This window comes from Rhizobium sp. B230/85, from assembly GCF_019355735.1.
GTDB lineage: Bacteria > Pseudomonadota > Alphaproteobacteria > Rhizobiales > Rhizobiaceae > Rhizobium > Rhizobium rhododendri.
In genome coordinates, this window is sequence record NZ_CP072156.1 from 338,192 (window position 1) to 359,566 (window position 21,375).

Consider the following 21,375-nt stretch of genomic DNA (forward strand, 5'->3'; position numbering starts at 1 on the left):
GCGGATCGCTCACACAGCCGTGTTTTGATTTCGTCACCGAACTGGCGATATGTCTTGGCCATCGGCGGCAAATCAGCTTACGCCTTGCGCGATAGAGAAATCCTAAGCCATCCGCGATGAAACGATCCGCCGCCCCTCTGCCGCGTCTGCTCCCGCCGCCTCTCGCGGCAGGTACCCGTGCGGCCTTTTTGTGTGCAGCCGTAATGCTCGCGGCAGCTCCGGTGATCCAGGGATATCAGGCGCGCGCCGAGGATGGCGCTGCCGATCTGACGTCGTCGCGGTTGCCACCGGACCAGCAAACCGCCCCCGATACAGCCACCGCAAACCCGCCGGCGCCCGATCCGGCAGCCGACCTTGCCGAAAAACGCGACCAGACACGAGCCGAACTCGATAGCCTGTCGAAGACGATCACCCTCTCTGCCGAAAAGCAGAAGCAGCTTCAGGAAAGTGTAGCGGCGCTCGACAAGAGCAATGCCAGCCTGCGCCAGGCGCTGATCGATTCGGCATCGCGCCGCAAGACGATGGATCGCAAGATCGAAGACAGCGAAAGGGCGCTGACCGATCTGAAGGTCAAGGAGGGCGGCGTCCGTCGCTCGCTTCACGAACGGCGCGGTCTCCTGGCCGAGGTTTTGGCAGCGCTGGAGCGCATGGGCCGCGACCCGCCTCCGGCCCTGCTCGTCAGCCCCGACGACGCCCTCAATTCGGTGCGAAGCGCCATCCTGCTCGGCGCCGTGGTGCCCGGCATGCGCAAAGCGACTGAAAAGCTGCTTGCAGACCTCGGCGAACTGTCGACGCTGGAAGCCTCCACGGCCAAGGAAAAGGCAAACCTTTCCGCAACGCTCACGTCCAGTCTGGAGGAAGAGCGGCGTATGGATCTGCTGATCGCCGAGAACGACCGGCAGAGCAGGGAAAGCGCCGCTCAGATAGAGGACGAGCGCAAGCGTGCCGAGCAACTGGCAGGTAAGGCAACCAGCCTGGAAGGCCTTGTAGCCTCTCTCGAAAGCCAGATCGGCTCGGTGCGCAGCGCGGCAACGGCTGCCCGCGAGGAAGAACAACGCCGGCAAATGATGACCGACGAGCAGCGTGCCGAAGCCAAGGCCCTGGCCGAAAGCGGGGTGCCCGATAAAAACCGCATTGCCCCCGCATATCGATTTTCAGACCTAAAGCAGAAGCTCGAGCTGCCTGTGGCCGGTGATATTCTTCGGCACTTTGGAGACGACGACGGAACGGGACACACGGCCGCTGGCATGACGCTCGCAACCGGCCCCGGCGCGCTCGTCACGGCGCCCGCCGATGGCCTGGTGGTGTATGCCGGCGCTTTCCGCAGCTACGGCCAGATGATCATCCTCGATACCGGCGACGGCTTCCACATGGTTCTGTCCGGAATGGACGCCATCAAGACGCGCCAGGGAAAATTTGTTTTCGCCGGAGAACCGGTTGCGGTGATGGGCGAGAAAAGAGTGGCAAGTGCGACAGCATTGGCGCTGGAAACAAACAAGCCAACGCTTTACATTGAATTGAGAAAAGACGGAAAACCGGTTGATTCCCAACCCTGGTGGACCGCAAAGGATACTGGAAAGGCACGCAATGATTCGTAGGGCTTCTCTTGTCGTCATCGGCGCATTGATGGGTGCGACCGCCATGGGCGTCATTTACTCAGCGGGAGTCCCGGCGGAAGCTGCGAGCGGTTCCACGTATAAGGAATTGTCGGTATTCGGCGATGTCTTCGAGAGGGTTCGGGCGCAATACGTTACGCCTCCCCAGGAAGACAAGCTCATCGAGGCGGCCATCAATGGCATGCTTGCCTCGCTCGATCCGCATTCGAGCTACATGAATGCCAAGGATGCCCAGGACATGCGCACCCAGACCAAGGGTGAGTTTGGCGGTCTCGGCATCGAGGTAACGATGGAGAAGGACCAGATCAAGGTCGGCTCCACGATCGAGAATACCCCCGCCGACAAGGCCGGCGTCAAGGCTGGCGACTTCATCACCGCAATCGACGGATCGCCTGTAAAGGGCCTGAAACTCGAAGATGCCGTGCTGAAGATGCGCGGCGAGGTCAAGACGCCGATCAAGCTGACACTGCAGCGCGTCGGTGTCGATAAGCCGATCGAACTGACGATTGTCCGCGACATCATCCCGGTCGCCGCCGTCCGCTCGCATGTCGAAAACGATGTCGGCTACATCCGGATCCTGCAGTTTACCGAGAAGACCACACCGGATCTCGAAGCTGCCATCCAGAAGATCAAGCAGACCGTGCCAGCCGACAAGCTCAAGGGCTATGTCCTCGACCTGCGCCTCAACCCGGGCGGCTTGCTCGACCAGGCGATCAACGTCTGCGACGACGTCCTGGAGCGTGGCGAAGTGGTCTCGACCCGCGGCCGTAACCCGGACGAAACCCGCCGCTACAACGCCGGTCCGGGCGATCTGACAGACGGCAAGCCGATCATCGTGCTGATCAATGGCGGCTCCGCCTCCGCATCGGAAATCGTTGCAGGCGCCCTGCAAGACCTGCGCCGTGCCACGATCCTCGGCACGCGCTCCTTCGGCAAGGGGTCGGTCCAGACGATCATCCCGCTCGGTGAGAACGGTGCCTTGCGCCTGACCACGGCGCTCTATTACACGCCATCGGGCCGCTCGATCCAGGGCACCGGCATCACGCCTGACATCAAGGTCGACGAGCCGCTGCCGGACGATCTCAAGGGCAAGATGGTCTCCGAAGGCGAATCCACCCTGCGCGGTCACATCAAGGGCCAGTCTGAAACCGACGAAGGATCGGGCTCGGAAGCCTATGTGCCACCGGAGGTCAAGGACGACGTTCAGCTGAACTACGCGCTCGACCTGCTACGTGGCGTCAAGAAAGACCCCGCCTTCCCGCCAAATCCGGACAAGGCTGTAGTCGCCAAGTAAGACGTCGTATAGTAGGACGTCGCCAAGACAGAAAATGGCGCCGGGCTGGAAACAGACCCGGCGCCTTCACGACGCGGAACGACGATTTCCGATGTGGGGCGGACAAGGAAATTGGGAACGGACCTACACGCACCGCTGGGACAGAACCGCCCGCCTCGCCGCAATAGGCGCCTGCCGCCGGTGGGCCGTATGCTGGCAGCCCTCTGCCTGATCGCAATCGCCGGCTTCTCCCTCTACACCGCGCTGATCCGCGATCCCTTCCAAAAATCTCCCCCCGTCGAAACCGCCGCCAAGGCACCGCCACCGGCTGAAACCGGGGATACGCCGTCGGAGGATGCGGCAGCCGTGTCGACGGGCATGCCGCAGGCAGACCCGCAATCCGGCGCCAACGTCGAGCGCAACCTCACCGGCGACGGTTCTGTTGTGACAACCTACACGCCAAAGCCGCGGGACGGCTCAGGGCCGGTCCTCGTCAGGGCCAACCAGATCGGCCAGGATCCCCGCATGGCGGCAACGCCCAATGATGCGTTGCTGGAAAACTCACCGTTCGGCCGGCTCCCCATCACCTCTCCCGCCGGCCTGCGGCCGATGGATCAATATGCGCGGCCCTGGTCCGGCGCCCACGGCACGCGCATCGCCATCGTCGTTGGCGGCCTCGGCCTCAGCCAGACCGGTACGCAGCGGGCCATAAAGCAGCTGCCGGAGGAAGTAACCCTTGCCTTTGCGGCCAGCGGCAACAGCCTGCAGCGCTGGATGCAGGACGCCCGTCGCAGCGGCCACGAAATCCTGCTGCAGGTACCGCTGGAGCCCTTCGATTATCCGGCCAACAACCCCGGTGCCGATACGTTGTTGACATCGCAGCCAGCGGCGAAAAACGTCGAAAACCTGCACAAGGCGATGGCTGAAATCACCAATTACACCGGCATCATGAATTATCTCGGCGGCCGCTTTCTGTCGAACCCGACCGCTTTGGAACCGGTTCTGCGCGATGTCGGCAAACGCGGCCTGCTATTCCTTGACGATGGCTCATCTGCGCAATCGAAATCCGGCACGATCGCCAAGGCGCTCGCCGTGCCGCATGCCTTTGCCGACGTACAGCTGGACAGCGAACTGAATGGCGACGCGATCACCCGGAAACTGGACGAGCTTGAGCGTATCGCCCGCCGCAACGGCTCGGCAATCGGCGTCGCATCCGCATTCGACGAAAGTGTCGACGCAATTTCCGCCTGGAGCGAGAATGCCGCAACGCGTGGCATCGAGATCGTCTCCGTCTCGGCGCTCGCCAACGATCCTAAACATCCCTGACCGGAGGATATGATGAGCAAGAACCCCAATCCCGTAAAAGCCGAGGACCTGCCTTATCGCCCCTGCGTCGGGGTGATGATCCTCAGCGCCGAGGGCCTCGTCTGGGCCGGCCGGCGCATTCCCATCGGCAATTCCGAATATGATGGCTCGGAAAATCTCTGGCAGATGCCGCAAGGCGGCATCGACGAGGGCGAGGATCCGCTGGAAGCGGCCTATCGCGAACTCTACGAGGAGACAGGGATGAAAACCGTCACCCTGCTTGCCGAAGCCAGCGACTGGATCAACTACGATCTGCCACCCGAACTGATCGGCATCGGCCTGAGGGGGAAGTTTCGCGGCCAGACACAGCGCTGGTTTGCCTTTCGCTTCGATGGCGACGAAAGCGAGATCGCCATCAACCCGCCACCCGGCGGCCACGAGCCGGAATTCGACCAGTGGGAATGGAAGCCTATGGAGGAATTGCCGGAACTGATCGTCACCTTCAAGCGCGGCGTCTACGAGCGCGTCGTTGCCGAATTCCGCCATCTGGCCACCCTTGGCAAGAGCAGCGACTGATCGTCGTTGCCAGAAGCGCAATCGGGATAGCTCTGTCCCTAAACGTCAAACCCCGGCAAAAGCCGGGGTCTGGTAGATGCAAAAGTTAATAAGACCTCAGTACTGGTCTTCGTCCTCGTCCTTCGGGGCGCGCAGCGACTTGAGCTTGGCAAAGACGGCATCGGCGTCGATGGTCTTTTCTTTTTCTTCGCGCTCGTAGGAGAATGGCAGCTTTTCGGTTTCCTGCGACGGCTGCAGGGTTGCGCCGAGTTCGGCAGCTGTCGGCAGCGGACGGCCCTTGGCAGCCTTCTCGACTTCCATGTCGAGGTCGATCTGGCTGCAGAGACCGAGCGTCACCGGATCCATTGGCGCAAGGTTGGTCGAATTCCAGTGGGTGCGGTCACGGATCTGCTCGATCGTCGACTTGGTGGTGCCGACCAGGCGCGAGATCTGCGCGTCCTTCAGTTCCGGATGATTGCGCACCAGCCAGAGGATCGCATTGGGGCGGTCCTGGCGCTTCGACACCGGCGTATAACGCGGGCCGCGACGCTTGGATTCCGGAACGCGCACTTTCGGTTCGGAAAGCTTCAGCTTGTAATCCGGCTTGCCTTCGGCGCGGGCGATTTCCTCGCGCGACAGCTGGCCGGTGGAAATCGGGTCGAGGCCCTTGATGCCCTGCGAGGCTTCGCCATCGGCAATGGCTTTGACTTCCAGCGGGTGAAGCTTGCAAAACTGCGCGATCTGTTCGAACGACAAGGCGGTGTTGTCGACAAGCCAGATGGCCGTAGCTTTCGGCATAAGCAGTTGTTGAGCCATGGGTATAGTCCTTCTGTCCGTCCGCGCCGGGGTCGCGGTCCGTGGGTGTTTTCACCACTGATGTCCGGGAAATGACGCCCTGTATATCCTCAGTGCCGCATAATTGCAATTCTTTGCGGATGAAATGCTCTTTGTCCAATGGACGCCGTATCTTAAGGTGCTATCTGTGAGGACAAAGACCGCAGTTTTTGTGAAAAAACGCGGGCCTAGCCGGACATTTCGAGGAGGAATCATGTCTGAAAAAATTTATCCGGTCACAAAGCCGGCCAGGCAGAATGCGCTGATCACCAAGGAAAAATACGAAACCTGGTACGCAGACAGCATCGCCGATCCCGACGCCTTCTGGGGCGAGCACGGCAAGCGCATCGATTGGTTCAAGCCCTACACCAAGGTCAAGAACACATCGTTCACCGGCAAGGTGTCGATCAAGTGGTTCGAGGACGGGCTGACCAACGTCGCCTATAACTGCATCGATCGCCATCTCGAAAAGCGCGGCAACCAGGTTGCCTTCATCTGGGAGGGCGACAATCCTTACATCGACAAGAAGATCACCTATAACGAACTCTACGATCGGGTTTGCCGGCTTGCCAACGTGCTGAAGAAGCATGGCGTCAAGAAGGGCGACCGGGTCACCATCTACATGCCGATGATACCGGAAACGGCCTATGCGATGCTCGCCTGCGCCCGCATAGGCGCTGTGCACTCCGTCGTCTTCGGCGGCTTTTCGCCGGACGCGCTGGCAGGCAGAATCGTCGATTGCCAATCGACGTTCATCATCACTTCCGACGAGGGCGTACGCGCCGGCAAGCCAGTGCCGCTGAAGGATAACACCGATACCGCGATTCATATCGCTGCCCGCCAGCAGGTCATGGTCGACAAGGTGCTGGTCGTGCGCCGCACCGGCGGCAAGACCGGCTGGGCGCCCGGTCGCGACCTCTGGTATCACCAGGAAATGGCTACGGTGACGGCGGACTGCCCGCCGGCGAAAATGAAGGCCGAGGACCCGCTGTTCATCCTCTACACCTCCGGCTCGACCGGCAAGCCGAAGGGTGTGCTTCATACCACGGGCGGCTACCTCGTCTATGCGGCCATGACGCACGAATACACCTTCGATTACCATGACGGCGATATTTACTGGTGCACCGCCGATGTTGGCTGGGTCACAGGCCATTCCTATATCGTCTACGGCCCACTCGCCAACGGCGCGACATCTGTCATGTTCGAGGGCGTGCCCAATTTCCCCGACCAGGGCCGTTTCTGGGAGATCGTCGACAAGCACAAGGTCAACATTTTCTACACTGCGCCAACCGCAATCCGCTCGCTGATGGGGGCAGGCGACGAGTTCGTTACTCGCGCCTCACGCGCCAGCCTGAGGCTGCTCGGCACAGTCGGCGAACCCATCAACCCGGAAGCCTGGAACTGGTATTACAATGTCGTCGGCGATGGCAGATGTCCGGTGGTCGACACCTGGTGGCAGACCGAGACCGGCGGACACATGATCACGCCGCTGCCCGGCGCTACGGACCTGAAACCGGGCTCGGCCACCAAGCCGTTCTTCGGCGTCATTCCCGAGCTGGTCGATGCCGAGGGCAGGGTGCTCGAGGGCGCCGCAGACGGCAATCTCTGCATCGCCGACAGCTGGCCCGGCCAGATGCGCACGCTCTACGGCGACCACAAGCGTTTCATCGAGGCCTATTTCTCGACCTACAAAGGCAAATATTTCACCGGCGACGGCTGCCGGCGCGACGCCGATGGCTACTACTGGATCACCGGACGCGTCGACGACGTACTCAACGTCTCCGGCCACCGGCTTGGAACGGCGGAGGTCGAATCGGCGCTGGTGTCGCACAACCTTATCTCGGAAGCCGCTGTCGTCGGTTACCCGCATGCAATCAAGGGGCAGGGGATCTACTGCTACGTGACGCTGATGTCCGGCCACGAAGGCACCGATGCGCTGAGGGCCGAACTCATCAAGCATGTGCGGACCGAGATCGGTCCGATCGCGACGCCAGACAAGATCCAGTTCTCGCCGGGACTTCCGAAAACGCGCTCGGGAAAGATCATGCGCCGTATCCTGCGCAAGATCGCCGAGGACGATTTCGCGGCGCTGGGAGATACCTCCACCCTTGCCGATCCCGCCGTCGTCGACGACCTCATCGCCAACCGCCAGAACAAGGCAGAGGCAGCCTGACGACAGTGGTCTTACCTGTTGCGCTTCCGGACGCTGGCGGAACCAATCCTGTGCCGGTTCGTTAGCTGATTGGAAGTTCAAAGGAGAAGTCACATGGGTAGCACATCAGACAAGGCCTCGGGTCTCGCCAATGAAGCCGTCGGCAACGTCAAGCAGGGCGTTGGCAAGCTTGTCGGCAACGAAAAGCTTCAGGCTGAAGGTAAGCTTCAGGAAATCAAGGGCGAAGGCCAGCAGGCACTTGGCGACGCCAAGAACACCGTCAAGGACGGCGCTGCGGCAGCTTCGGACTACGCCAACAAGAAGCTCTGATCTTTTCCGAGACACCGCATTTGAAAGGACGGGGATCGCATCTCCGTCCTTTTTGCATTCGGGGCGGAAGTGGCATGACCGCCGATGCATGAACGAAGCAGGCTTCCTTTTACAAACCTGCATATATGTCAACCTTTGATGCAACCTTTTTTGCACTGGCGCATTGTATAGGCAGGAAAACAAGGAAGATCACAATGACCGATTATGATGTAAACCAGCTCAAGTCCTCTTGCTTCACAGCCATCGTATTCATGAGCGTTGCTGCTGTTGCTCTCGGCCTGATGTTCCACCTCGTCAACGCCTGATTACGGAAGTCGCTATACTCGGCGGCTGACAACGTTTACTTCGCCACCAATACTGGCGATTAGCATTCCATAGGTCGGCGCGGCTCACCGCTGCGATTTGACGATAGAAATGCAAGAAGACACACAATTACATTATTTATGCGACCCGCCGCGATAACGAGTGTGCAACTATTGCACTTCGATGCAGGAAATCCGTTGCGTCAGCATCTCATGCGGCTTGGTGGGCATTGACCCTGGTTCACGGCTGAACTCTTGACTCTTTCGCAAAACATTTTATTACCTGCGACGGAATAGGAAGACGGTCCATGGTTCGTTCAGAACAGATCCGCGACTGCGACCGCCTGGCAGCCCCTGCCGGGTCGCATAGCCGTTTTCCGACATATTCCAACACCAAGGCCAAAACCACGACGAAAACCGTCTGACGTTTCCTGGCCTGCCGCTCTCTCCCCGGCTCGGCTGGGGACAGGGAACCGCGGATCGCGGCTCCCCCTCACCGGATAGCGGAGAGATGAGAAAGAGAGCATAAAATGGGTTTCAAAGTCGCAATCGCAGGCGCTACCGGCAATGTCGGTCGTGAAATGCTCAACATCCTCTCCGAACGCGGCTTTCCCGCCGACGAAGTCGTGGCGCTGGCCTCGGCCCGCAGCCAGGGAACGGAAGTGTCGTTCGGCGACCGGACGCTGAAGGTCCAGAACCTCGAAAACTACAATTTTGCCGATACCGACATCTGCCTGATGTCGGCCGGCGGCGAAATCTCCAAGAAGTGGTCGCCGAAGATCGGTGCGCAGGGCTGCGTCGTCATCGATAACTCGTCGGCCTGGCGCTACGACCAGGACGTGCCGCTGATCGTGCCGGAAGTGAATGCCGACGCTATCGACATGTTCACCCGCCGCAACATCATTGCCAATCCGAATTGCTCGACGGCACAACTGGTCGTCGCCCTGAAGCCGCTGCATGATTTTGCCAAGATCAAGCGCATCGTCGTATCGACCTACCAGTCGGTATCGGGCGCCGGCAAGGATGGCATGGACGAACTGTTCAACCAGACACGCGCTGTCTTCGTTGCCGATCCGATGGCCAACAAGAAGTTTCCCAAGCGCATCGCCTTCAACGTCATCCCGCACATCGATGTGTTCATGGAAGACGGTTATACAAAGGAAGAGTGGAAGGTGCTGGCCGAAACCAAGAAGATCCTCGATCCGAAGATAAGGGTGACCTGCACAGCCGTGCGCGTTCCCGTATTCATCGGCCACTCGGAATCGGTCAATATCGAGTTCGAGAACGAGATCAGTGCCGACCAGGCCCGCGACATCCTGCGCGAAGCGCCCGGCTGCATCGTCATCGACAAGCACGAGGACGGCGGCTACATGACGCCATACGAATCGGCCGGCGAGGACGCGACCTATATCTCGCGCATCCGCGAGGACGCGACAGTCGAGAATGGCCTCAACATCTGGGTTGTCTCCGACAACCTTCGCAAGGGTGCCGCCCTGAACGCTATCCAGATCGCCGAGCTGCTGATCAATCGCGGGCTCATCAAGCCTCGCAAGCAGGCCGCCTGAGAGGACTACTTTTTATAAAGGTCTAGCCTATATAACCCTGCGGTTCGCATGCGAACGGCGGGGTTTTTCACGGATACCGGAGGTCGGGCGGCAGCGTCCACGCCCGAGGGATGGTTTTGGACGGATCAAAAGGACATCGGACGTTGGCGGGGCCGACGCGGATGTCGAAACACAGGGACGAGGAATGCGCATGAAGAAGTCTGGTTGGGCGGCGCTCGCAGCCGTGCTCATGATAACGGCGCCGGTGGCAGCCGAGGCTGCGCAGTGCGGCAACACGGCAGCCGGATTTCCGGCCTGGGTCGGTGAGTTCAAGCAGGAAGCGGCAGCCAAGGGCATCAGCCCCCAGGTTCTCGACCGCGCCTTTGCCGATGTCCACTACAACCAGCCGACGATCCGTGCCGACCGTGGCCAGAAGAGCTTCAAGCTGTCGTTCGAAGAGTTCATGAAGAAGCGCGGCGGCCAGACGGTCATCAATCGTGGCCGCGGCATGAAGCAGGCGAACGCCGCATTGTTTGCCAACATCGAGCGCAAATACGGGGTGCCGGCCGGCCCCCTGATCGCAATCTGGGGCATGGAAACTGGCTTTGGCAGCTATATGGGCAATGAGCACACGATGTCCGCCGTCTCGACGCTGTCCTACGATTGCCGCCGCAGCGACTATTTCACCGATCAGCTTTATGCAGCGCTGAAACTGGTTGGCGAAGGCTATCTCAGCCCGTCGGCACGTGGCGCAGCCCATGGCGAAATCGGCCAGACGCAATTCCTGCCACGCAATGTCGTCAATTTCGGCGTTGACGGCGACGGCAACGGCCGGATCGACATGGTCGGCTCGAAAGCCGATGCACTCGCATCGACTGCCAACTTCCTGCGCGGCCACGGCTGGCGTCCAGGCGAAGGCTACCAGCCAGGCGAACCGAATTTCAATGCCATTGCCGGCTGGAATGCTGCCGTCGTCTATCAGCAGTCGATCGCCTATATCGGCAAGCAGATCGACGGAAAGTAAGTTTCACATTTCGTGTGAATGGTGGGCTCCGGGAAACCGGGGCCCTTTTTCGTTTCGTTTCCGCGCTTTACGGAAATGCAGGGTGTTCCGTCGCTTTGACGGAGTTCGACAAACATGCGCGCGACGGCGTTAGGCCGGGCTGCTGCGGCGTCTCTCGACGATGCCTGAGGTGGCGACGTAGTTCCGGCCGCTGGCCTTGGCTGCGTAGAGCGCCATGTCGGCTTTCTTGATCAGGTCCTCGAAATGATCGCCGTGCGCCGAATAGGTCCGGGCAGCGCAGCCAAAGCTGGCGGTGACATCGACGACGCCGCCGTCGGGCAGCGGGATGCGGGCGTCCTGCACCGCGCGCCGCACCCGCTCGGCAACCGATGCAGCTTCATCCTTGCTGGTGTCGGGCAGCAGGGCTAGAAACTCTTCGCCGCCGTGGCGCACCAGCAGGTCGACGCCGCGAAAATTACGCTTGGCGATGGCCGCTACCTGCCGCAGCACATCGTCTCCCACATCGTGGCCATGCTGGTCGTTGATCTTCTTGAAATGATCGAGATCGAAAAGCACGACAGCAACCGGTCGGGCGCGATCCTTGCCAAGCAAGGCCTCTGCAGCAGCCTCGAAACCACGGCGATTGTAGAGACCTGTCAGCAGGTCCGTCTGCGAGGCGCTGCGCAGTTCGGTCACCAGTTCCTCACGCTCGCGGGTCAGCCGGTCGAGGAGGCGCATCCCCTTGACCGCGAGACCCCCGACGATGGCCGCCAACAGCGACAGGATGATCGCCAGACCTACCACTGCCAGCAGATGATAGTGGGCCCGCCGCGATAGTTCGTCGCCGGTATCCTGGAGATTTTGCGTCACGGAGAGGATGTTCTGCCGCAGGAACGCCAGCCGTCCCTCCTCGGCCACCGTCCAGAGGTTGCGCAGCTCCGGCGTCGGTCGCAGGACGCCGGAGAGGATCGCCTGCGAATAAACATCGGCGCGCTTTTCGCCCGGCTGGTTGAGGAAGTCGATGATGCCGCGAATGACCGGCGAAGAGGTGTGAAAGCGCAACCGGTCCGTACCCAGGCGCCGTGTTACGTCGCCTTGCAGCAGCTGCTCGCGCGACATGGCGGAAAAACCGATCTGCTCGAGGTAATGGCTGCCGATATTGTTGACCACGAGCTCGCCGTGATAGGTCAGAAGGATGCTCATCAGCTCATTCGACTTGCGCAGCAGCAACGGATCGTGAATCAGGGCCGAGAGGCTGTCGCCAAGGCCCAGCTGGCGAAGTGCTGCCTGCCGGTAGATATAGCCGACATTGGCCTGGCGGCCGTAGCGCCCGTCGTCGATAGCCGACCGGAGGCCGACGATCCGGCTGTAACCGAAGCGCAGCCGTGACAGCTGGCCATTGATGCCGCCGGAAAATTTGTCCGCTGACGGCAGTCGCGCAAAGAAGTGCCTGCGAGCGCTATCGACGGCGTCCCTGGTGCTTCGCATTGCTGCAGCGGTATCGGGGTTACGATCGAGCAGGTAGGCCTGCGTTGCCACCATTTCGGCCGGAATTTCCGTCGAGGCAATGGCGCCGCCGTGCGCCAGCATTTCGGCTATCAGCCGGTCTGCCTCCAGCGTCCGGTACTGCTCGAAGGACGACGCGATCAGCAGAAGTCCGGCCGCCATCATGAACGCAAACGGCAGTAGGATCGCAGCAAGGACTGTTTTCTTGATGGTCTGGAATTGCATGGATGCGCCTTTACGGGTCCATCCATTTCCTGCCAGCGGATGCACTCATAGCGATATTAACAGATATCGCTTGAAAAGTGACCACGTAAATAGGGGGGTATCAAGCGCCGGGACGGATGAAGTCGCCGGTTTCGCCGTCCATGACCCACAATTCACCCGTCGAGATGTCGAACCATGCGCCGTGAAGCTGCAACTGGCCCTCTTTTTCGAGTTCGCGGATATCCGGGAAGCTGCGCAGATTAGCGATCGAATTGCGAATGGAAACGCGCTCGAGTGCCGTCTGGCGCTCGCCCTGGGTCATCATGTCGTTGTTCTGGATCTGCTCGGCCGCAGTGGAAACCAGCGACATCCAGCGACCGATGAAGTCGCCGGGAGACAGCGGCTCGGAGCTCGGGTCGAGGGCAGCGCGGATACCGCCGCAGCGACCGTGGCCCATGACGACGATGTTCTTGATCTTCAGCGCCTGTACGGCAAACTCGAGTGCTGCCGATGTCGCATGGAAATTGCCATCCGGCTCATAGGGCGGCACGATGTTGGCGACGTTGCGGATGACGAACATCTCGCCGGGACCGGCATCGAAAATTGTTTCCGGGGCTGCCCGCGAATCGGAACAGGCAATCACCATTGTCGAGGGGCTTTGGCCCTGCTCCGCAAGGCTGCGATAGCGCTCGCGCTCGTCAACGTAGCGCCCGCCCATGAAGCTGTTGTAGCCGTCGATCAGGAAAGAAGGAAAAGTGTGCATGCATCCCGATTAGCGCGGCGAGACGCCGAGATCAACAGTCGAGATGTTAAAAATTTGTGTCGCCGCCGCTAGCGCTTGCGACGGTGGGCCGGATGCATGAGGTGGCGCATCTGCACCATGGCCATCGGTGTCGACAGGCTGGCCGCGTCGGCCGCCAGCGTCAGTTCGTCACTGCCGCGCTTCACGGCACGCGCGAGCACCTCGTAGACGCTGGCTGTTGCCAGCTGGAGCGCCCGCTCCTCGTCCATGCCAGACATCAGACGCGACAGGAACAGCGCCGCCAGCAGGTCTCCAAGACCGTTCGGGGCGTTGTCGATTGCCCGGTGTTCGGCCAGCAGCGCGTTGCGGCCGCTCAGATAGAGATTACCGGTGCCGCCGGCCATCATCGGCACCGCCGAAGTCACCAGCATGCGCGACGGCCCAAGCGCCAGGGCCGCTTCCATCACGGCATTGTTGTCGTCAAGCGGCGCGCCGGAAAGCCAGGCAAGCTCGTAGCGGTTCGGCGTTGCCAGCGAGGCGAGGGGCAAGAGATGGTCTCGGATGGCTTCCGCCGTCGGCTGCGGCACATAGAGCCCGCCGAGATCGCCGATGACGGGATCGCAGGCATAGAACAGGTCCGGCATCTTTTCGCGCATTGCCGCAATCAGCCGGGCGACCGAATGTGCCTGGGCGGCATTGGCGAAGTAGCCGGACAGCACGGCCTTGATCTCCGGAAGCCAGGGTGCCGCCAGCAGGTCGTCGATAGCGAGGTCGAAATCAGCTTCGGGAAATGTCAGCCGCGTCGATCTGCCGTGGCCGGGATGCCAGGGCAAAACAATGGTCGGCAGCGCCCAGACGGGATGCCCCAGCGTCTCCAGCGCAAAGACGGCAGCACGATTACCCACCGAGCCCCGCACCACGTGGCTGGAAATGACAAGGACCGCGCCCTCTGCTGTGTCCGACATGGTGATGACTTTCAGTGATGCTGGCCGTGTTTACGGAATGTTTGATGAGGCGTTCGCGGTTGCCTGTCAACGAAGATCGACGTTGCCTGGCAGACCGCACCAAAATCACGGTCGCGCCGGCCACTTGGGAGGTCCGGGCCTGCGCCGCCTGGAACGTTACAAGTAGCGCGGCACCCTGGCCTCCAAAAGTGCGATGAGCCTTTGGTCCATGAAGGTGTAGTCGTCCGGAATGTCGAGGCAGATGATCCGCTTGCCTTTCAGCACCGATCGGTATCGGCGCTGTATCTTGGATCGATGGATTTTCTCCATCGCGAAGATGATGTCTGCCCATTCGACCAACTCCGTCGACAGAGGATTTTCGGCATCGTTGTTTGTGCCAGCCGACATAACCTCGATGTCACGCCTGGCGGCAAACACCTGCTCGGCCGTCGGACTGCGAAGCTTGTTTTGACTGCAGACGAAGAGGATGTTTCGCATGTCGAGATCTCTGTGCAATTAAATCGAACGCGGTGACCGAAGCGCCGGTGAAGTCAAAACGCGGTTCGATCTTACTACCCCGTCATAATCTTTTGCGGTTGCATCTCTATCGCTTCTGAAGTCTGCTTGGGAGCAGGATGCGTCGGGAGAGTGCAATCATGGCCAGAATGAACCCCAAGCGGGAAAAGCTGATCGAGGCGGCGGTCAAGGCGGCCGAAGCGTCGGGCAAGACCTACCTCGATCCGAAAATCCTGTTCGGGCAGGCCAGCAATGACGACATGGCCCGCTACAGCGCCGAAATGCTGGCACTGACCGCCATTCACACCGCAGACGAACTCGGCCGCTGGTCCGGCGAGGCCCGTATCAGCGTTGCGCCGATAGAGGGAGTCGTACCCGGGGGCGTTGCTGTCTCGGTGCTGTCGATCACCGACCGCAACATGCCGTTTCTCTACGAATCGGTGATGGGCGAAGTCACCAGCACCTACCGCGACGTGGCGATGGCCGTGCACCCGATCCTGTCGCTGCAGCCGGACGGCACGCCCGCTCTAAAGGCGGCGCAGGCCGGCGATCCCGGCCAGCGCGTCAGCCATATCCAGCTACACTTGGCGCCGTTGACGGCGGAGCAGGCAGATGCCCTCATCGTCCGCGTCAGGACGGTGCTGGAGCAGACACATCTCTCGGTGGGCGACTGGCAGCCGATGCTGGCGCGGCTCGACACTGTCATCGACGAACTCAGCGCACATGTCGCTGGGCGCCGTGCGGCAGAGCGAGACGAGGCACTGGCCTTCCTGTCCTGGCTTCGGGACGACAATTTCACCTTCCTCGGCATGCGTGACTACGTCTATTCCGGCAAGGGCAAGCAAGCGACCGTCGAGCGGGACCGTGGCACGGGCCTCGGCATTCTCGCCAATCCGGACGTCCGCGTGCTGCGCCAGGGGAGCGATGCCGTGACCACGACGCCAGAAATCCTGGCGTTCCTCGATGGCCCGGATTTCCTCATCGTCACCAAGGCCAACGTCAAGTCGCTGGTACATCGCCGCGCCTACATGGATTATGTCGGCGTCAAACGTTTCGACGAGAAGGGCAATGTCGTCGGCGAACTGCGCATCGTCGGGTTGTTCACCTCGATTGCCTACACCGCCGAACTGTCGGACATTCCGCTGCTGCGGGCCAAGGCCCAGAAGGTCACGGACCATTTCGGCTTCGATCCGACCAGCCACTCCGGCCGCATGCTGCAGAACACGCTGGAATCCTATCCCCGCGACGATCTCTTCCAGATCGACACGAGCCTGCTCGCCACCTTCTGCGAGCAGATCAACGACCTCGCCGACCGGCCTCGGGTGAGGGTCCTGCCGCGCATCGACCATTTCGACCGCTTCGTGTCCGTCATCGTCTATGTGCCGCGTGAAGAGTACGATTCGGTCGTGCGCGAAAAGATCGGCGCCTATCTGCGGACTGTCTATGACGGCCGCGTTTCGGCCTATTATCCGGCCTTTCCGGAAGGCGGCGTGGCGCGCGTGCATTTCATCATCGGCCGCACCATCGGTCGCACGCCGCATATCGCGCAAGCCGTGCTGGAAGATGCCGTCCGGGCCATCGCTGCCCGCTGGATCGACCGGCTGGAGGCGCTGGCCGGCCCGGCCGCGCCCGACCTCACCGTCAGCCAGGCGTTCCAGGAGGCTTTTTCCCCGGAAGAGACCGTGGCCGACCTGCCGGCCATCATGGCCTGCGCCGGCGATGCGCCGATCCGCATCGGCTTCTACAGGCGCTCCTTCGGCGACACCGACGTGCTGTCGTTAAAAATCTTCCACGGCGAGGGCAACCTTGCCCTGTCGCGTCGCGTACCGCTGCTTGAAAACCTGGGCTTCAATGTGCTCAGCGAACGCACCTTCGACATCCACGTCGAGGGGTCCGGGATCAGCGGCGATGTGGTGTTGCACGACATGGAGCTGGAGGCGCGCGACGGCGTCGCCTTCGATCTCAAGCGCCATGGCGCAGCCCTCGAGGAGGCCTTTCTCGCGGCTTTCGAAGGCAGCATCGACAATGATGTTTTCAACCGGCTTATCGTCTCGGCCGACCTCACCGCGCGGACCGCCAATATCCTGCGCGCCTACGCCCGCTATCTGCGCCAAGCCGGCATCGCCTATTCGCAAGACTATATCGCCACGACACTCGACAAATATCCGGCCATTGCTGCCAGCATCGTCCGCCTGTTCCACGATTCGCTAAACCCGGCGCTGGAGGAAAAGCCGCGCCTGAAACGGCTAGCAACCCTGCATGCGGCGATCGAAACCGACCTCGCCTCCGTGCCGAGCCTCGATGACGACCGCATTTTGCGGCGCTATGTCAACGCCGTCGATGCGACGCTGCGCACCAACTATTTCCAGCGCAATGCCGACGGTTCGCCAAAGGCGATGTTCGCGATCAAGCTTGACCCGAAGCAGCTCGACGGATTGCCGGAACCCCGGCCGTTCCGCGAGATCTTCGTCTACGGCGTCGAGGTGGAGGGCGTGCATCTGCGCTTCGGCAAGGTGGCCCGCGGCGGCCTGCGCTGGTCCGACCGGGCGGAAGACTACCGCACCGAGGTGCTCGGGCTCGTCAAGGCGCAGCAGGTGAAGAACGCCGTTATCGTGCCGGTCGGTGCCAAGGGCGGCTTCTATCCGAAACAACTGCCGGCCGGCGGCAACCGCGATGCCATCTTCAATGCCGGCCGGGAGGCCTACAAGACCTACATCCGTACGCTGCTTTCGATCACCGACAATATCTCCGGCGCCGATATCATTCCGCCTCCGGATACATTGCGGCTGGACGGCGACGATCCCTATTTCGTCGTTGCAGCCGACAAGGGAACCGCGACATTCTCCGATACCGCCAACGGTCTGGCGCAGGAGGCCGGTTTCTGGCTCGACGACGCCTTTGCCTCGGGCGGATCAGCCGGCTACGACCACAAGAAGATGGGGATCACCGCGCGCGGCGCCTGGGAGACCGTCAAGCGGCATTTCCGCGAACTCGATATCGACATCCAGACGACGCCGTTCAGCGTCGTCGGCGTCGGCGACATGTCGGGCGACGTGTTCGGCAACGGCATGCTGCTGTCGCCGAAAATCCGGCTGATCGCCGCCTTCGACCACCGCGATATCGTCATCGACCCCGATCCCGACATGGCCGCGACGCTCGCCGAGCGCCAGCGCCTGTTCGACCTGCCGCGCTCCAGCTGGCAGGATTTCGACAAGAGCCTGCTGTCTGCGGGCGGCATGATCATTCCGCGTTCGGCGAAGTCTGTGACGCTCACCAGGGAAGCCGCGGCTGCCATCGGGCTCGACAGGACGGTTGCCACGCCGTTCGAAATCATTACCGCCATCCTCAAATGCCAGGCCGACCTGCTATGGTTCGGCGGTATCGGCACCTATGTGAAATCGCCGACCGAAACCGACGCCGATGTCGGCGACCGTGCCAACGATCCGATCCGCATCAATGCCGACGAGGTCCGCGCGCGGGTGATCGGCGAGGGCGCCAATCTCGGCGTCACGCAAAAGGGCCGCATTGCCTATTGCCTGAAGGGCGGCCGATGCAATTCCGACGCCATCGACAATTCTGCGGGCGTCAACACGTCCGACGTAGAGGTCAACATCAAAATCGCCCTTGCCTCCGCCATGCAGGACGGTCGCCTGACACGCGCCAGGCGTGACCAACTCCTCGCATCGATGACCTCAGAGGTCGCAGCCCTAGTGTTGCGTAACAACTATCTGCAATCGCTGGCTATTTCGCTGACGGAGCGTAAGGGAACCGGCAACGGCCTGGAGCTCGGCCGCTTCATCAGCGTGCTTGAATCCGCCCGCAAGCTCAGCCGCAAGGTCGAGACGCTGCCGGATGAGGCGACCTTCGCCGAGCGCTACGCCAACGACCGGCCTCTCACCCGACCGGAAATCGGCGTGCTGCTCTCTTACGCCAAGATCGTGCTGTTCGATGCACTGCTCGAGAGCGCCCTGCCGGACGATCCCTATTTTGCCGCAACGCTGACCGGCTATTTCCCGCAGAAAATGCATCGCGGCCATGCAGCCGATATCGCCGGACACCGGCTTCGGCGCGAGATTGTCGCTACCAGTCTTGCCAACGAGGCGATCAATCGCGGCGGTCCGGCTTTTGTCGTGTCGATGATGGATGCAACGGCGGCCGCCGCTTCCGAGGTCGTCAAGGCAGCCGTGCTCGCCCGCGACGGGTTCGATCTCGACCGGCTGTGGGATGGCGTCGACGGGCTCGACGGCAAGATCGGCGGCGAAGTGCAGAACCGGCTCTACGGCGACATCGGGCAGATCTACACCGTACTGACCCGGCTGCTGTTGAAGACAAGCATGGTCAAGTCAGAGATCGGCGAGACCGTTGGCCGGCTGCAGGCGGCAGCGAAAAAGCTGCGGCCCTTACTGTCGAGCCGGATCCCGGCCGAATTTGCCGCCGAGATCGATGCCCGGCGCAACGATTACGCAGCGGCCGGCGTGCCCGAAGGCCTTGCCGGCGAGATTGCCGCACTCGGTACGTTCCTGCTGGTACCCGATGTCATGCAAATTGCCGAACAGACGGGCGAGGCGCTAGCGCGCGCCGCAGAAACCTACTTCGAGGTGTCGCAGACCTTCCGGGTCAGCCGCCTGCTGGTTTCCGGCAGCCGCATTGTCACCGGCGATCACTACGAAAACCTGGCGCTCGCCCGCAGCCTCGACCGCATCGCCACGGCGCGTCGCGACATCGTCATCTCGGCGCTCAATGCCCACCCCCAGGACCGCCAGCCGCTTGCCGCCTGGCACGCCAGCGACCGCATCCGCATCAACCGCATCGCCGAGGAACTGGCGGGCCTTAGCGAAGGCGGCGAGGCAAATCTCGCCCGCATCACCGTCGCCGCCGGCCTGCTCGGCGACCTCGCCCACGATTTGCCGAGGTGATTGCCACGACTTCCCTCATCTCTGTGCTCGTCACAGAGATCCAGTCACGGCGCGGCTGCGCCGTGCGATGACCTTGGCGGCAAGGGAAGTTTGCCCAATGCGCCCATGAATTCGGAGGCGTCGGATTACTCAAACGAGCACGTTTGCGAGCGCCTAAACCGGCCTCAGGTTGCTTGCGCGGGGCCTTTCGGGATGACAAGGTCCGGCGGGAGGCTGGCGGAATAGCAGGGAACAGACTGTGGCGATTGCAGAGCGTGACGATGCCCAGGCGGCGAAAGTTCCGGCGCGCGGTATCTGGGGGTGGATGCTGTTCGACTGGGCGGCGCAGCCTTTTTTCACGGTGGTCATCACCTTCATCTTCGGCCCGTATTTCGTCGCGCGACTGACGACCGATCCGGTCGGCGCCCAGGCGATGTGGAGCAACATGGCCACGATCAGCTCGATCGTCATTGCCGTGCTCTCGCCCATTCTCGGATCGATTGCCGACCAGTCCGGCGCCCGCAAACCATGGATCGCCTTTTTTGCGGTCATCCAGATTATCAGCATGTTCTGCCTGTGGTGGGCAGCACCTGGCTCGCCGATCATCTATCCGTTCATCTTCATCATCCTCGCCTCCATTGCAGCCGAGTTCTCCATCGTCTTCAACGATTCGATGATGCCGCGACTTGTCAGCAAGGACGATGTCGGAAAACTGTCGAACACCGCCTGGGGTCTCGGCTATCTCGGCGGCATGATCGTGCTGATCACAGTCGTCGCACTACTCGCGGGTAATCCGGAGACAGGGCGCACCATCCTCGGGCTGAAGCCGCTGTTCGGCCTCGACGCCGTGCTCGGCCAGGATGCGCGCATCACCGGCCCGATTGCGGCCGTGTGGTACCTGATCTTCATCCTGCCGATGTTCCTGTTCACGCCCGATGCGCCGCGCGGGCTTCCGATGCGCTCCGCCGTCGGACTGGGGATAGGCGAACTGGCAAGGACGCTGAAGTCGCTACGCCATCGGCCGGGCATCAGCCGCTTCCTGATCGCGCGCATGATATACCAGGATGGCGTCAACGGCGTCGTTATCCTCGGCGGGACCTTTGCCGCCGGCATGTTCGGGTGGCCGACCATCGAAATCGGCATTTTCGGCATCATCCTCAACGTCGTCGCCATCTTCGGATGCCTTGTGGCCGGCCGGCTCGATGCGCGGCTGGGGTCGAAGACCATGGTCGTCATCGGGCTGGTCATGCTGCTGATCGCCACTATCGGCTTCATCTCCACCGGCCCCGGCTTTACGCTGTTCGGCCTGCTCAAGCTGTCGACAGTCGATTCGGGCGGGCTGTTCGGCACAGCGGCGGAAAAGGCCTACGTGATGTACGGGCTGCTGATCGGGCTCGCCTTCGGCCCGGTGCAGGCCTCGTCTCGCTCCTACCTGGCGCGCAGTGTCAGCCTCGAGGAATCCGGCCGCTATTTCGGCATCTACGCGCTGTCAGGTCGCGCCACCAGTTTCATGGCGACCCTGATGTTTTCCATCGTCACCAGCTTTTCCGGCTCGGCCCGGCTCGGCATGGCGACGCTGATCCTTTTTCTGGCCGGCGGTCTGCTGTTGCTGCTACCCACCCCATATCCAGCCGACGCACGGGAATAAGAAATC

The 21,375-nt window shown here is 61.6% G+C and carries 15 protein-coding genes; 10 read left to right on the forward strand and 5 right to left on the reverse strand.

Annotated elements, in window-relative coordinates; all coding sequences use genetic code 11:
• The first annotated feature begins 146 nt into the window (after positions 1–146).
• From J5289_RS01635 to J5289_RS01650, 4 genes are all read left to right on the forward strand, one after another.
• Positions 147–1,598, forward strand: a complete 1,452-nt coding sequence (locus J5289_RS01635) for a murein hydrolase activator EnvC (protein ID WP_374108579.1) — start codon at positions 147–149, stop codon at positions 1,596–1,598.
• Positions 1,588–2,910, forward strand: a complete 1,323-nt coding sequence (locus J5289_RS01640) for a S41 family peptidase (protein ID WP_142828751.1) — start codon at positions 1,588–1,590, stop codon at positions 2,908–2,910. Before J5289_RS01635 ends, J5289_RS01640 begins: the two co-directional genes overlap by 11 nt.
• A gap of 111 nt (positions 2,911–3,021) precedes the next feature.
• Complete coding sequence (locus tag J5289_RS01645; RefSeq protein ID WP_209185408.1) at positions 3,022–4,215, forward strand: divergent polysaccharide deacetylase family protein; 1,194 nt, start codon at positions 3,022–3,024, stop codon at positions 4,213–4,215.
• Between the two features lie 12 nt (positions 4,216–4,227).
• The gene (locus J5289_RS01650; protein WP_209185409.1) at positions 4,228–4,770 is read left to right on the forward strand and encodes an RNA pyrophosphohydrolase; all 543 of its coding nucleotides are present in this window, start codon (positions 4,228–4,230) and stop codon (positions 4,768–4,770) included.
• A 96-nt stretch (positions 4,771–4,866) separates the two neighbouring features.
• Here the strand turns inward: J5289_RS01650 and J5289_RS01655 are convergent, their stop codons facing one another.
• On the reverse strand, positions 4,867–5,565 hold the full coding sequence (locus tag J5289_RS01655) for a DUF1013 domain-containing protein (protein WP_209185410.1): 699 nt from the start codon (positions 5,563–5,565) through the stop codon (positions 4,867–4,869).
• 232 nt (positions 5,566–5,797) lie between these two features.
• Here J5289_RS01655 and acs point away from each other — a divergent pair, with 232 nt between their 5' ends.
• The 4 genes from acs to J5289_RS01675 all read left to right on the forward strand — a co-directional run bounded on the left by acs (position 5,798) and on the right by J5289_RS01675 (position 10,935).
• Positions 5,798–7,756 (forward strand): acetate--CoA ligase, encoded by a 1,959-nt coding sequence (gene acs, locus J5289_RS01660; protein WP_209185411.1) that lies wholly within the window; start codon positions 5,798–5,800, stop codon positions 7,754–7,756.
• 93 nt (positions 7,757–7,849) lie between these two features.
• Entirely contained in the window at positions 7,850–8,065 is a 216-nt protein-coding gene (locus J5289_RS01665; RefSeq protein ID WP_209187656.1) for a CsbD family protein, read from the forward strand.
• Positions 8,066–8,897: 832 nt separating this feature from the next.
• Complete coding sequence (locus J5289_RS01670) at positions 8,898–9,932, forward strand: aspartate-semialdehyde dehydrogenase (RefSeq protein WP_111222096.1); 1,035 nt, start codon at positions 8,898–8,900, stop codon at positions 9,930–9,932.
• A gap of 184 nt (positions 9,933–10,116) precedes the next feature.
• On the forward strand, positions 10,117–10,935 hold the full coding sequence (locus J5289_RS01675) for a lytic transglycosylase domain-containing protein (protein ID WP_142824507.1): 819 nt from the start codon (positions 10,117–10,119) through the stop codon (positions 10,933–10,935).
• Between the two features lie 129 nt (positions 10,936–11,064).
• Here the strand turns inward: J5289_RS01675 and J5289_RS01680 are convergent, their stop codons facing one another.
• From J5289_RS01680 to J5289_RS01695, 4 genes are all read right to left on the reverse strand, one after another.
• Entirely contained in the window at positions 11,065–12,645 is a 1,581-nt protein-coding gene (locus J5289_RS01680) for a diguanylate cyclase (RefSeq protein WP_209187657.1), read from the reverse strand.
• Positions 12,646–12,745: 100 nt separating this feature from the next.
• Positions 12,746–13,387 carry a carbonic anhydrase gene (locus J5289_RS01685; protein ID WP_142824505.1) on the reverse strand — a complete coding sequence of 214 codons (642 nt, stop codon included), beginning with the start codon at positions 13,385–13,387 and terminating at the stop codon, positions 12,746–12,748.
• A 68-nt stretch (positions 13,388–13,455) separates the two neighbouring features.
• Positions 13,456–14,331, reverse strand: a complete 876-nt coding sequence (gene pdxY, locus J5289_RS01690) for a pyridoxal kinase PdxY (RefSeq protein WP_209185414.1) — start codon at positions 14,329–14,331, stop codon at positions 13,456–13,458.
• A gap of 156 nt (positions 14,332–14,487) precedes the next feature.
• A complete protein-coding gene (locus J5289_RS01695) occupies positions 14,488–14,808 on the reverse strand; it encodes a low molecular weight protein tyrosine phosphatase family protein (RefSeq protein WP_209185415.1) in 321 nt (106 codons plus the stop codon).
• Positions 14,809–14,963: 155 nt separating this feature from the next.
• Between J5289_RS01695 and J5289_RS01700 the strand changes: the two genes are divergently transcribed.
• Positions 14,964–19,742: an NAD-glutamate dehydrogenase gene (locus J5289_RS01700; protein ID WP_209185480.1), complete on the forward strand. Its 4,779-nt coding sequence runs from the start codon at positions 14,964–14,966 to the stop codon at positions 19,740–19,742.
• Positions 19,743–19,980: 238 nt separating this feature from the next.
• Positions 19,981–21,369 carry an MFS transporter gene (locus J5289_RS01705; RefSeq protein ID WP_257623383.1) on the forward strand — a complete coding sequence of 463 codons (1,389 nt, stop codon included), beginning with the start codon at positions 19,981–19,983 and terminating at the stop codon, positions 21,367–21,369.
• Positions 21,370–21,375: the final 6 nt, after the last annotated feature.